The 12572-nt window shown below is 64.1% G+C and carries 9 protein-coding genes; 6 read left to right on the top strand and 3 right to left on the bottom strand.

Annotation, left to right across the window (positions count from 1 at the left end; all coding sequences use genetic code 11):
- Nucleotides 1–16: 16 nt before the first annotated feature.
- Together ABIC03_RS19795 and ABIC03_RS19790 are read right to left on the bottom strand one after the other, a co-directional pair.
- Complete coding sequence (locus tag ABIC03_RS19795) at nucleotides 17–1960, bottom strand: PrkA family serine protein kinase (RefSeq protein WP_275169273.1); 1944 nt, start codon at nucleotides 1958–1960, stop codon at nucleotides 17–19.
- A gap of 299 nt (nucleotides 1961–2259) precedes the next feature.
- On the bottom strand, nucleotides 2260–2910 hold the full coding sequence (locus ABIC03_RS19790; protein ID WP_354060279.1) for a hypothetical protein: 651 nt from the start codon (nucleotides 2908–2910) through the stop codon (nucleotides 2260–2262).
- A 309-nt stretch (nucleotides 2911–3219) separates the two neighbouring features.
- Here ABIC03_RS19790 and ABIC03_RS19785 point away from each other — a divergent pair, with 309 nt between their 5' ends.
- Genes ABIC03_RS19785 through ABIC03_RS19760 form a run of 6 tightly spaced genes read left to right on the top strand, consistent with a single transcriptional unit; the run spans nucleotide 3220 to nucleotide 10735 of the window.
- Nucleotides 3220–6069: a bifunctional transaldolase/phosoglucose isomerase gene (locus ABIC03_RS19785; protein WP_354060277.1), complete on the top strand. Its 2850-nt coding sequence runs from the start codon at nucleotides 3220–3222 to the stop codon at nucleotides 6067–6069.
- A 13-nt stretch (nucleotides 6070–6082) separates the two neighbouring features.
- Nucleotides 6083–7081, top strand: a complete 999-nt coding sequence (gene gnd / locus ABIC03_RS19780; RefSeq protein WP_354060275.1) for a phosphogluconate dehydrogenase (NAD(+)-dependent, decarboxylating) — start codon at nucleotides 6083–6085, stop codon at nucleotides 7079–7081.
- 40 nt (nucleotides 7082–7121) lie between these two features.
- Nucleotides 7122–8633 carry a glucose-6-phosphate dehydrogenase gene (gene zwf / locus ABIC03_RS19775; protein WP_354060273.1) on the top strand — a complete coding sequence of 504 codons (1512 nt, stop codon included), beginning with the start codon at nucleotides 7122–7124 and terminating at the stop codon, nucleotides 8631–8633.
- The gene (gene pgl, locus ABIC03_RS19770) at nucleotides 8633–9382 is read left to right on the top strand and encodes a 6-phosphogluconolactonase (protein WP_354060271.1); all 750 of its coding nucleotides are present in this window, start codon (nucleotides 8633–8635) and stop codon (nucleotides 9380–9382) included. The genes zwf and pgl overlap by 1 nt, the downstream gene beginning before the upstream one ends.
- The gene (locus tag ABIC03_RS19765; protein ID WP_106945853.1) at nucleotides 9369–9899 is read left to right on the top strand and encodes a gluconokinase; all 531 of its coding nucleotides are present in this window, start codon (nucleotides 9369–9371) and stop codon (nucleotides 9897–9899) included. Before pgl ends, ABIC03_RS19765 begins: the two co-directional genes overlap by 14 nt.
- A 23-nt stretch (nucleotides 9900–9922) precedes the next feature.
- The gene (locus ABIC03_RS19760) at nucleotides 9923–10735 is read left to right on the top strand and encodes an HAD family hydrolase (RefSeq protein ID WP_354060268.1); all 813 of its coding nucleotides are present in this window, start codon (nucleotides 9923–9925) and stop codon (nucleotides 10733–10735) included.
- A 4-nt stretch (nucleotides 10736–10739) separates the two neighbouring features.
- Here the strand turns inward: ABIC03_RS19760 and ABIC03_RS19755 are convergent, their stop codons facing one another.
- Nucleotides 10740–12542, bottom strand: coding sequence for a glycoside hydrolase family 15 protein (locus ABIC03_RS19755; RefSeq protein ID WP_354060266.1), 1803 nt, complete (start codon nucleotides 12540–12542; stop codon nucleotides 10740–10742).
- Nucleotides 12543–12572: the final 30 nt, after the last annotated feature.

The raw sequence follows: 12572 nt of genomic DNA, 5'->3' as shown, positions 1-12572 counted from the left end.
CACTTTTCCATCCGCCTCAACCGGCCTGCTTCACGCGCATGTACCATTCGACGAGCCGGCGAACCTGACGCTCGGTGTAGCCGCGCTCCACCATGCGTGCGACGAACTCGCCGTGCTTCTTCTCCGTCTCGCCGTCCTTCTTCGACCCGAAGGAGATGACCGGAAGCAGGTCCTCGACCTGGGAGAATATCCGCTTTTCGATCACATCGCGAATCTTCTCGTAGGAGATCCAGGTCGGATTCTTGCCACCGTTCTGGGCGCGCGACCGTAACGAGAATTTGACCACCTCGTTGCGGAAATCCTTCGGGTTGGCGATGCCCGCCGGTTTCTCGATCTTGGTCAATTCCTGGTTCAAGAGTTCGCGATCAAGCAGCTGGCCGGTGTCGGCATCCTTGAAATCCTGATCCTCGATCCAGGCGTCGGCGTAGTCGACGTAGCGGTCGAACAGGTTCTGGCCGTAATCCGAGTAGGATTCGAGATAAGCCTTCTGGATCTCGTTGCCGATGAACTCGGCATAACGCGGTGCAAGGTCGGCCTTGATGAATTCGAGGTAGCGCTTCTCGATTTCCTCGGGCAGCTGCTCGCGCTTGATCGATTGCTCCAGCGCGTACATCAGATGCACGGCGTCGGCGGCGACTTCCTGCGGATCGTGGTTGAAGGTCGCAGCCAGGATCTTGAAGGCAAAGCGGGTGGAAACACCGTCCATGCCCTCGTCGACGCCGGCGGCATCGCGATATTCCTGGACGCTGCGCGCCTTCGGATCGGTCTCCTTCAGGCTCTCGCCGTCGTAAACCCTCATCTTGGCGTAGGTCGTGGAATTTTCGTGCTTGCGCAGGCGCGACATCACCGAGAACCGCGCCAATGTCTCCAGCGTCGCGGGCGCGCAAGGCGCGGCCGCGAGCTCGGAGCCCTGGATCAGCTTCTCGTAGATCTTCTGCTCTTCCGTGATCCGCAGGCAATAAGGCACCTTGATCACGCAGATGCGGTCGATGAAGGCTTCGTTGTTCTTGTTGGCCTTGAAGCTCGACCACTCGGCCTCGTTGGAGTGCGCGAGGATGACGCCGGTGAACGGGATCGCGCCGATATTCTCGGTGCCGATGTAGTTGCCTTCCTGCGTCGCGGTGAGCAGCGGATGCAGCATCTTGATTGGCGCCTTGAACATCTCGACGAACTCGAGCACGCCCTGGTTGGCGCGATTAAGGCCGCCGGAATAGCTGTAGGCGTCGGGATCGTTCTGCGCGTAGGTTTCGAGCTTGCGGATGTCGACCTTGCCGACCAGCGAGGAGATGTCCTGGTTGTTCTCGTCACCCGGCTCGGTCTTGGCGATCCCGATCTGGCGCAACCGCGACGGCTGGATTTTTGCGACCCGAAACTGGGAAATGTCGCCGCCGAAGGCTTCCAGCCGCTTGTAGCACCACGGGCTCATCAGGCCGGTGAGACGGCGGCGCGGAATGCCGTATTTCTCTTCCAGCATCGGGCCGAGCTGATCCGGATCGAACAGGCTGAGCGGGCTTTCGAACACGGGCGAGAGCTCGTCGCCGGCCTTGAGCACGTAGATTGGATGCACTTCCATCAGCGACTTGAGCCGCTCGGCGAGCGAGGACTTGCCGCCGCCGACCGGACCGAGCAGATACAGGATCTGCTTGCGCTCTTCGAGGCCCTGCGCCGCGTGACGGAAGAAACCGACGATGCGCTCGATGGTTTCCTCCATGCCGTAGAAGCCGGCGAAGGCCGGATAGGTGCGGATCGTGCGGTTCAAAAAAATACGGCCAAGGCGTGGGTCCTTGGCCGTGTCAATCGTCTGGGGCTCACCGATCGCTGCTAGCAGTCGTTCGGCCGCGTTCGCGTATTTCATGGGATCGCTTCGACACGATTCCAGATATTCCGCCATCGACATGTCGTGTTGGCTTCTCGCCTCGAACGACTTAGCGAAAGCGTTGAATAGAGAATCGTTATACATGATCCCTCTCCGCGTGAGTTCCGCTACACAATTGAACGAAAGCAGCGACCGGACCGTTCCTTAGCGCCACTCTCGAATCAGCGTGAGCACATGACGATCATTCGACACCCGGGCGCCTTCTCGGCGCAACGCACAACGTAGGCACAGGGTGAGTTACGAACAGGCACCTGCCTGATATTTGAGCGAATCTTTGTCTATATTGGCTCATTTCCAGAAAATGTCACTCGCTCGCAACATCCGGGCATTACCGGGGATGCGTTCATCCGGCACTGCATCATAGCCGTCTGCGAACGGCGATCTTATGACGCTTGTACGGCGAAGCCTTGTGTGCCGCGTTCATCTTCCTGCTGCAATGCGGTGCGTGGACCGCTGGCGGCGTGACAGTCGCGGCAAGTGCGCAGCAGTGTATCAAAATCGGTCGCCAGGCCATCCGACTGGATGACGATGCGGTCGTCCCTCACGCAGCGGGCCAAGCCGCGGATGCTGCTGAGCTGCCGCTGCAGAGCCGGCGTCGGGGTCAGCACGATCACCTTGCGCCCGCGGCGTTCTGCAGCCGAAATCTCCGCGATCGAGTCCCACAGCAGAAATTCATTGCCGATGCGGAGATCGCGAATGCCGTAGGGGGTGACGATCACCACCGATCCCCGTTCGGCGGGGAGCACCCAGATCAGCCCACCGGTCATCAGGGCGAACACCACCACGCCGGCATAGCCGACCATCGTGTCGTAATGGCCAAAAGCATTCCACCAGCCCAAGGCGAGCGTTGCGCTGAGCAGCGTCATGGCGAAGCCCGCTACGACCAGCAGCCGCAGTCGGGTCGTACATGGACCGATTTCGAGATCGTGGGACGCATCGACGCATCCGGTCGACGTGACCGATTGGGGGCTGTCTGTAACAGCGAGCGCCGGACGGTCATGATGTGCTTGCATGCCTTCCCCCAGCATGGCCATTCGCGACCGAGCCACAATGCATCAGGCGGACCGGAATCCGCTGATGAGTACTCCGCGCAGCCGCTAGCGGCGAGGCGAGGCAGCTGGCGTTACACGACAAGGGCATGGCCGATTCCTCGCGGCCAACGACCCATCTACGCAACTCGGCTCCCTCTACGCGGATCGCCATGATCGCGACGGAGTTACACTGGAGGATATGACGCCCATACCCTTGATTGGTTCCCTCAAGGAAGCATGTAAGCTAGAGGATAGCGCGTCAGGACCGGCGCGGAAACCCCTCGCCCGCAGGCTTGGAGATAAATTAGCATCATGAATCCCGTCAAAGAACTGGAAAAGCACGGACAAGCCGTCTGGCTGGACTTCCTGGCCCGTGGCTTCATCGCCAAGGGCGACCTGAAGCGGCTGATCGACACCGACGGCGTCAAGGGCATCACCTCCAACCCCTCGATCTTCGAGAAAGCGATCGGCAGCTCCGACGAGTACGACGCGCCGATCGGCAAGGCGTTGAAGCGCGGCGACCGGTCGGTCGCCGACCTGTTCGAGGCCGTCGCGGTCGAGGACATCCAGAACGCCGCCGACGTGCTGCGCCCGGTCTACGACCGCCTCAAGGGCGGCGACGGCTATGTCAGCCTGGAAGTCTCGCCCTATCTGGCGATGGACACCAGCGGCACGGTCACCGAGGCGCGGCGGCTCTGGAAGGACGTCAATCGCAAGAACCTGATGGTGAAGGTGCCGGCAACGCCGGAGGGCCTGCCGGCGATCGAGACCCTGATCGGCGACGGCATCAGCATCAACATCACGCTGTTGTTCTCCAGGGACGTCTATCTGCAGGTCGCCGAGGCCTATCTCGCCGGTCTGGAGAAATACGTCGCAGGTGGCGGCGACCCCTCGCACGTGGCGAGCGTCGCGAGCTTCTTCGTCAGCCGTATCGACTCGGTGGTCGACAAGCAGCTCGACGACAAGATCGCCCGCGCCAACGATCCGAGCGAAAAGGAACGGCTCGCTGCGCTGAAAGGCAAGGTCGCGATCGCCAATGCGAAGGTCGCCTACCAGGATTACAAGCGGCTTTTCTCGGGTCCCCGCTGGGACAAGCTCGCGGCCAAAGGCGCCAAACCGCAGCGCATGCTGTGGGCCTCGACCGGCACCAAAAACAAGGACTACAGCGACGTCCTCTATGTCGAGGAATTGATCGGTCCCGACACCATCAACACCGTGCCGCCGGCGACACTGGATGCGTTCCGCGACCACGGCACGCCGCGCGACAGCCTGGAAGAGAATGTCGACGACGCCAGGCGCGTGCTGGAAGAACTGGAGCGCTCCGGCGTCTCGCTCGACGCCATCACCGAGGAGCTCGTCAAGGACGGCGTCAGGCAGTTTGCCGATGCCGCCGACAAGCTCTATGGCGCGGTCGCCCACAAGCGCGCCACCGTGCTCGGGCCCGCGATCGACCGCCAACTTCTCTCGCTCGGCGACGGTCTCGGCAAGGCCGTGGCCAAGAGCACCGAGGAATGGCGCGCGTCGGCAAAGATCCGCCGGCTGTGGCAGCGCGATAGATCGGTCTGGACCGGCACCGACGAGGACAAATGGCTCGGCTGGCTGGACAGCGCCGCCAAGGCCGACGTCGCCGACTATGAGGATTATGCCAGCCGCGTGAAAGGCCAGAAATTTTCCGACGCCGTCGTGCTCGGCATGGGCGGGTCAAGCCTCGGGCCGGAGGTGCTGGCCGAGACCTTCGGCAAGAAGCCCGGGTTCCCGAAGCTGCACGTGCTGGATTCCACCGATCCGGCGCAGGTGCGGGCAATGGAGGCCAGGATCGACATCGCCAACACCGTGTTCATCGTCTCCAGCAAATCCGGCGGCACCACCGAACCGAATGCGATGAAGGATTATTTCCACGAGCGCGTCGCGCAGGCGGTCGGGCCGAAGGTCAAGACCGGCCATCGCTTCATTGCGGTCACCGATCCCGGATCGTCGCTGGAAAAGGCGGCGAAGACGCTGAACTATGCGCGCATCTTCCACGGCGAGCCCTCCATCGGTGGACGCTACTCGGTGCTCTCGCCGTTCGGCCTGGTGCCGGCGGCAACCGCGGGCATCGATATCAAGACCTTCGTCAAGCATGCGCTTGCGATGGCCCGCTCCTGCGGACCGGACGTGCCGCCAGCCGAGAACCCCGGCGTGCAGCTCGGCCTTGCCATGGGCCATGCAGCCCTCGAAGGCCGCGACAAGGTGACGATCCTGTCGTCGAAGAAGATCGCCGATTTCGGCGCCTGGGCCGAGCAGCTCATCGCGGAATCGACCGGCAAGGACGGCAAGGGCCTGATCCCGATCGACGGCGAGCCGCTGGGCGAGCCCGCGGTCTACGGCAATGACCGGCTCTTCATCGACATCCGTATCGAGGGCGAAGCGGACGCCGCCCATGACTCACAGCTTGCTGCGATCGAAGCGGCCGGCCATCCCGTCGTGCGCATCGTGATGAAGTCGATCGACCATCTCGGCCAGGAGTTCTTCCGCTTCGAAATGGCAACGGCGGTGGCGGGCAGCATCCTCGGCATCAACCCGTTCGACCAGCCGGACGTGGAAGCGGCCAAGATCAAGACCCGGGAGCTCACGGCGTCGTTCGAGAAGACCGGCTCGCTGCCGGCCGAACGGCCGGTGGTCAGCACCACCGAGGCTGATCTCTACACCGACGAGACCAATGCCGCGGCCCTACGCGCCGCCGGCGCCAACGGCGACCTCACCTCATGGCTGAAAGCGCATCTGTCGCGCTCCAACCATGGCGATTACGTCGCCCTGCTCGGCTACATCGCCCGCGACAAGGCGACGATCGACGCACTCCAGGCCATGCGGCTCGAAGTCCGCGAGAAGCGACATGTCGCAACCTGCGCCGAGTTCGGACCGCGCTTCCTGCACTCGACAGGACAGGCCTACAAGGGCGGCCCCGACAGCGGCGTGTTCCTCCAGATCACCGCCGACGATGCCAAGGACTTGCCGGTGCCGGGTCAGAAGGCCAGCTTCGGCGTCATCAAGGCCGCGCAGGCGCGCGGCGACTTCGACGTGCTCACCGAGCGCGGCCGGCGCGCGCTGCGGGTCCACCTGAAGGGTGGGCTCAAGAAGGGTCTCGCGGCGCTCAATGCGGCGCTCAACGACGCACTGAATTAAGGGAATTCCTCAAATGCAACTCGGCATGATCGGCCTCGGCCGGATGGGCGGCAACATCGTTCGCCGCCTGATGCGCCAGGGACATTCGACCGTGGTCTACGACAAGGACGCCAAGGCCGTCGCGGGACTTGCCGCAGACGGCGCGGTCGGCTCGGCGACGCTCGAAGAGTTCATTTCGAAACTGGAGCGGCCGCGCACGGCCTGGGTGATGCTGCCGGCCGGCCACATCACCGAGACCACGATCGATACGATCGCGGGCGCGATGCAAGAAGGCGACGTGATCATCGACGGCGGCAACACGTTCTGGCAGGACGACGTCCGTCGCGGCAGGGCGCTGAAGGAGCGTGGCATCCACTATGTCGACGTCGGCACCTCCGGCGGCGTCTGGGGCCTCGACCGCGGCTATTGCATGATGATCGGCGGCGAGAAACAGGTGGTCGATCGGCTCGATCCGATCTTCGCCGCGCTCGCGCCCGGCGCCGGCGACATTCCACGCACCGAGGGACGTGAGGGGCGCGATCCCCGCATCGAGCAGGGCTACATCCATGCCGGCCCTGTCGGCGCCGGTCATTTCGTCAAGATGATCCACAACGGCATCGAATACGGCCTGATGCAGGCCTACGCCGAAGGTTTTGATATCCTCAAGAACGCCAACATCGACGCCTTGCCGGCGGATCATCGTTACGATTTCGATCTCGCCGATATCGCCGAAGTGTGGCGGCGCGGCAGCGTGATCCCGTCCTGGCTGCTCGACCTCACCTCGACCGCACTCGCCGACAGCCCGGCGTTGACAGAGTATTCCGGCTTCGTCGACGATTCCGGCGAAGGACGCTGGACCGTGAACGCCGCAATCGACGAGGCCGTGCCGGCCGAAGTCCTGACCGCGGCGCTGTTCGCACGTTTCCGTTCCCGCAAGGAACACACCTTCGCCGAGAAAATTCTCTCAGCGATGCGAGCTGGCTTCGGCGGCCACAAGGAGCCGAAACAGCCGGCTGCTTCGAAGCGCAAATAGCGAGCCGAAGTAAAACGTAACAAGCGAAGGCCAATAGTTCGTGACAAAAGACCCGCAGCCAAAGCGCAAGCCGGAAAATTGCGCCTTCGTCATCTTTGGCGTGACCGGAGACCTCACCCATCGGCTGGTGATGCCCTCGCTCTACAATCTGGCGGCCGAGAAAATGCTGCCGGAGAAATTCTGCGTCGTCGGCGTGGCCCGCAAGGGCCAGTCGGATGACGAATTGCGCGACAGCCTGATGAAAGGCCTGCGCGAGTTCGCGACCCGCCCCGTAGACGACGTCGTCGCCCGGCAGCTCCTGCAATGCGTCACCTTCGTCGAGGCCGACGCCAAGGACCCGCCGTCGTTTGACCGCCTGCGCGCGCATCTCGATCAGCTGGAATGTTCGGAAGGTACCGGCGGCAACCGGCTGTTCTACCTCGCGACCCCGCCGGCTGCGTTCGCGCCGACCGCGCGCGAGCTCGGCCGCACCGGCATGATGAAGGAGAACGGCGCGTGGCGGCGGCTGGTGATCGAAAAGCCGTTCGGCACCGACCTCGCCTCGGCGCGCGCGCTGAATGGCGAGCTGCTGAAGATCATGGACGAGCACCAGATCTACCGGATCGATCACTATCTCGGCAAGGAGACGGTGCAGAACATCCTGGTGCTGCGCTTTGCCAACGGCATGTTCGAGCCGATCTGGAATCGCAACCATATCGACCACATCCAGATCACGGTGGAGGAGAAGCTCGGCGTCGGCCATCGCGGCGGCTTCTACGACGCCACCGGCGCACTGCGCGACATGGTGCCCAACCATCTGTTTCAGCTGATGTCGCTGGTCGCGATGGAGCCGCCGGCGCGTTTCGACGCCCATTCCGTGCGCTCCGAGAAGGCCGAAATTCTGACCTCGATTCAGCGTCCGAGCGAAGAGGAGGCGCTGAAGAGCTCGGTGCGCGCCCAATATCTCTCGGGGCGCGTCGGCGACGATGAGATCCCGGACTATCGCAAGACCGAGGACGTCAAGCCCGGCAGCACCACCGAGACCTATGTCGCGCTGAAGCTGATGATCGACAATTGGCGCTGGGCCGGCGTACCGTTCTATTTGCGTACCGGCAAGGCGCTCGGCCACAAGCGCACCGAGGTCGCGATCAAGTTCAAGCAGGCGCCGCTGTCGATGTTCTCAGGCACGGCTGTCGATCGCCTCTCGCAGAACTTCCTCACCATCGGCATCGCACCGACCGAGACCATCGAGCTCCAGTTCAACGCCAAGATCCCGGGGCCGAGCGTCACCATCGACGGCGTCGAGATGAAGTTCCGCTACGGCGACTATTTCCGGGCCGATCCCTCGACCGGCTATGAGACGCTGATCTACGACTGCATGATCGGCGACAACATCCTGTTCCAGCGCGCCGACGGCATCGAAGCCGGATGGCAGGCGGTGCAGCCATTCCTGGACGCCTGGAAGAACGCGGGCAGCAACGGCATCGAGACCTATCAAGCCGGCAGCGACGGCCCCACCTGCGCCGATGAATTGCTCCGCCGCGACGGCCGAAGCTGGCGTAAGTTTTCGTGATGGCGGCGGCCGGACAGCCGAAGCTGATCGTCGAGCCCGACGCCGAGGCTCTCGCCCAAGCCGCGGCCGAACGGGTGATGGCGCGAATCGCGGCCAATCCCGGGCGCATCGCGATCTGCCTGACCGGCGGCTCCAGCCCAAAGAAGCTCTATCAGCTGCTGGGCAGCGACGCCTGGCGCGAAAAGATCCCGTGGGAGCGCGTGCACTGGTTCATCGGTGACGAGCGCTTCGTGCCCGAAAGCGATCCCCTCAACAACATGGCGGTGGCGCGCGCGACCTTCCTCGATCGCAACGCGCCCTCCGGCCATGTTCACCCGATCCCGACCGCGGCCAACGACCCTGATCAGAGCGCCGAGGCCTATGCGCGCGAGCTGCAGTCTTTCTACGGCACTGCACGCCTGGATCCGGCACGGCCGCTGTTCGACATGGTCTTGATGGGTGCGGGCCCGGACGGCCACACGGCTTCGCTCTTCCCCGGCTACCCCGCCATCGAGGAGACGGGACGCTGGGTGGTCGGCGTCCCCAAGGCCAATGTTGCGCCCTTCGTGCCGCGGGTCTCGCTCACCCTGCCCGCGCTGGCGTCCTGCCGCGAAATGCTGTTCGAGATAGCGGGGCACGACAAGCAGCCGATCTTGACGCGCCTCCTCAATGGCGAGACTCTGCCGGCTGTACGCGCGCGCTCGAATGGCGAGACCGTCTGGCTGGTCGACCAGGCCGCGCTTCCGGAGGGAATTCGTGGCGGGCGTTGAAGCACCTTGTGCATTGATCGTGATGGGCGTGTCGGGCTCGGGCAAGAGCACGGTTGCAAAAGCCCTCGGCGAGCGCCTCGGCTGGCGATTCGAGGACGGCGACAGCTTTCACCCCGCCAGCAATGTCGAGAAGATGCGGGCCGGCCATCCCCTCACCGACGAGGACCGCTGGCCCTGGCTCAACGCCATTGCCGACGAGATCGCGCGGGTCTGCGACAAGGGCGAGCACGTGATCATCGCCTGCTCGGCGCTGAAGCACACCTACCGTGACGTGCTCCTGCGCGGACGCGACGACGTTCGCTTCGTGTTCCTGAGGGGCACGAAGGAGCTGATCGCCGCTCGCCTTGCGCAACGCAAGGGGCACTTCATGCCGCCCGGCCTGCTGACGAGCCAGTTCAACACGCTGGAGCCGCCGGAGGCTGGCGAGCACGTGATCACCGTCTCGATCGACGAATCCGTGGAAGCGATCGTGGACGGCGCGGTGCGGCAGTTGAAACTGGGCGGCGCGAAACGCTGAGGCCAAATACCCAAGGGACCGCCATGACAAAAATCTCGCTCGTCGTCTCGGACGTCGACGGTACGCTGCTGACCAAGGACAAGACGCTGACCGACCGCGCGAGGTCCGCGGTGCAGCGGCTGCACCAGGCCGGCATCGGTTTCACGATTACGTCGAGCCGCCCCGCGATCGGCTTGCGCTTCCTGATCGAGCCGCTGGCGCTCTGGCTGCCGGTCGGCCCGTTCAACGGCTCCTCGATCGTCGATCCCGAGATGAATCCAGTCGAGCAGCATCTCATCCCGGCCGGCGCGGCCGAGCGAAGCTTGCAAATTCTCCGGGACTTCGGCGCCGATATCTGGCTGTTCACCACGGACCAATGGCTGATCGACAGGCCTGATGGCCAATACGTCGCTCACGAGCAGCACACGATCCGCTCCGATCCCACCATCGTGACGGACTTCTCGCCCTACCTTGCGAGCGCCTGCAAGATCGTCGGCGCCAGCGCCGATGCAGCTGGCCTCGAAGCTTGCGAGAAGGCGATGCAGCAGGCGCTCGGCAGCGAGGCGACCGCCGTGCGTTCGCAAACCTATTATCTCGACATCACCCCGCCCGGCTTCGACAAGGGCACATTCGTGCAAGCCATGGCCAAGCGCCTCGGCATTTCAACGGACGCAGTCGCCACCATCGGCGACATGCAGAACGACCTCGCGATGTTCCGCGTCAGCGGCACCTCGATCGCGATGGGCAATGCGGCCGACAACGTCAAGGACCAGGCGACCCACGTCACCGCGTCCAACGAGCAGGACGGTTTTGCTGAGGCGATGGAGATGATCTTGAAGCGGAACGGAGTCGCCTAGGTCACTACTTCGACCGCTGCATTGCAGGCTTCTGGCTGCCCTGCCTTGCCGCCGACAGATTATGCGCGGTGTTGACCAGCGCGATGTGAGTCAGCGCCTGCGGGAAATTGCCGGTCTGACGCTTGGCGCCTGAATCATATTCCTCGGCCAGCAGCCCGACATCATTCGCGATACCGACCACGCGATCGAACAATATCTGCGCCTTGTCGAGATCGCCCGACAGCACGTGAGCATCGGCCAGCCACAGGCTGCAGGCGAGGAAGGCGCCTTCGAGCGGCGGTTGCCCCGCCGGCACCTCGCGGGGATCGTGCCGCAGCACGAAGCCGCCGCGCAGCATGTGGTTTTCAACCGCCGCGATGGTGCCCCGAATGCGCGGATCCCACGCTTCCAGGAAGCCGACGGCCGGCAGCAGCAGCACGCTGGCGTCGAGCAGCTTCGAGCCGTAGGACTCCACGAAGGCATTCTCCTCCGCGTCGAAGCCCCGGTTGCAGACGTCGCGATGAATGGCGTCGCGCAAGGTGCGCCAGTGCAGCAGCGGCGCCTTGAAGCCGAAGGTCTCGGCGCTCTTGATGCCGCGGTCGAAGGCGACCCAGGTCATCACCTTGGAGAAGACATAGTGCTTCGGCTCTCCACGCCGTTCCCAGATGCCGTGATCGGGCTGGTCCCAGACTTCGGCGAGATGCTTGAGCACGGCGCATTCGAGCGCCCAGGTCGTCTCATCATCCAGCTTGAGCTTGGCCATGCGCGATTGGTGGAAGGCGTCGATCAGCTCGCCGTAGACGTCGAGCTGGAGCTGCGCATGCGCGGCGTTGCCGACGCGCACCGGCTGCGCGCCCTCGTAGCCGTCGAGCCAGGTCGCCTCCCATTCCAGCAGCCGCCGCTGGCCCCAGATGCCGTACATGATCTGCATGTTCGCCGGCGAGCCCGCCGCCGCGCGCAACAGCCAATTGTGCCAGGCCGAGGCTTCCTCGGTGTAACCCGAGTTCATCAGCGCCAGCAGCGTGAAGGTGGCATCGCGCAGCCAGCAGAAGCGGTAGTCCCAATTCCTGGCGCCGCCGAGCTTCTCCGGCAACGAGGTGGTCGGCGCCGCGACGATGCCGCCGGTCGGACCGAAGGTCAGCGCCTTGAGTGTGATCAGCGAGCGCACGATCAGGTCGCGATAGTCGCCATCGCGATTACAGTGGCTGCACCAGTCCTGCCAGAATTTTTCCGTTTCCTGGAGCGCGAGCTCCGGGTCGATCGACGGCGGCGGCTCGAGATGCGAGGGGCCGTAGGTCAGCACGAACGGCACGGTCTCGCCGGCCTTCACCTCAAAATCGGAAACCGTGGTCAGATCCTCGCCGCGCGTCTTCGCCGGCGTCCGCAGCACGGTCATGTCCTGCCCGGCGACCGCCAGCAGGGAATGGTCGATCCGCCGCACCCACGGGATGTCGACGCCGAAGCCGAAGCGGATCACGAGCTCCATCCGCATCTTCACCGTGCCGCTCACACCACGGACCAGCCGCACGATGTCGGAGGCCTTGCCGCGCGGCGGCATGAAGTCGATCAGAGCAACGGTGCCACTCTTCGTCTCAAAGCGCGTTTCGAGGATGAGGGTGTCGCCGAGATAGCGGCGCGACGTCGCGGTGACGTCCTCGCCCGGCGCGATCAGCCAGCGGCCGTTCTTGTGCGTGCCGAGAAGCGCGGCAAAGCAGGCGTCGGAATCGAAGGCCGGCCAGCACAGCCAGTCGATCGAGCCGTTGCGGCCGACCAGCGCCGCGGTCTCGCAGTCGCCGATCAGCGCATAGTCCTCAATCCTCTGAGACAATGTCGTGCGAGCCTCGAAAACGGCGTCCTG

It is taken from the genome of Bradyrhizobium sp. RT6a, from assembly GCF_040547675.1.
Classification (GTDB): Bacteria; Pseudomonadota; Alphaproteobacteria; order Rhizobiales; family Xanthobacteraceae; genus Bradyrhizobium.
This window is presented reverse-complemented; position numbering and strand designations above follow the sequence as displayed.

Coding starts and splice junctions, on each gene's coding strand:
- ABIC03_RS19760 (WP_354060268.1), top strand. CDS start 9,923: ATGACAAAAATCTCGCTCGTCGTCTCGGACGTCGACGGTACGCTGCTG.
- ABIC03_RS19795 (WP_275169273.1), bottom strand. CDS start 1,960: ATGTATAACGATTCTCTATTCAACGCTTTCGCTAAGTCGTTCGAGGCG.
- ABIC03_RS19790 (WP_354060279.1), bottom strand. CDS start 2,910: ATGGCCATGCTGGGGGAAGGCATGCAAGCACATCATGACCGTCCGGCG.
- gnd (WP_354060275.1), top strand. CDS start 6,083: ATGCAACTCGGCATGATCGGCCTCGGCCGGATGGGCGGCAACATCGTT.
- ABIC03_RS19785 (WP_354060277.1), top strand. CDS start 3,220: ATGAATCCCGTCAAAGAACTGGAAAAGCACGGACAAGCCGTCTGGCTG.
- pgl (WP_354060271.1), top strand. CDS start 8,633: ATGGCGGCGGCCGGACAGCCGAAGCTGATCGTCGAGCCCGACGCCGAG.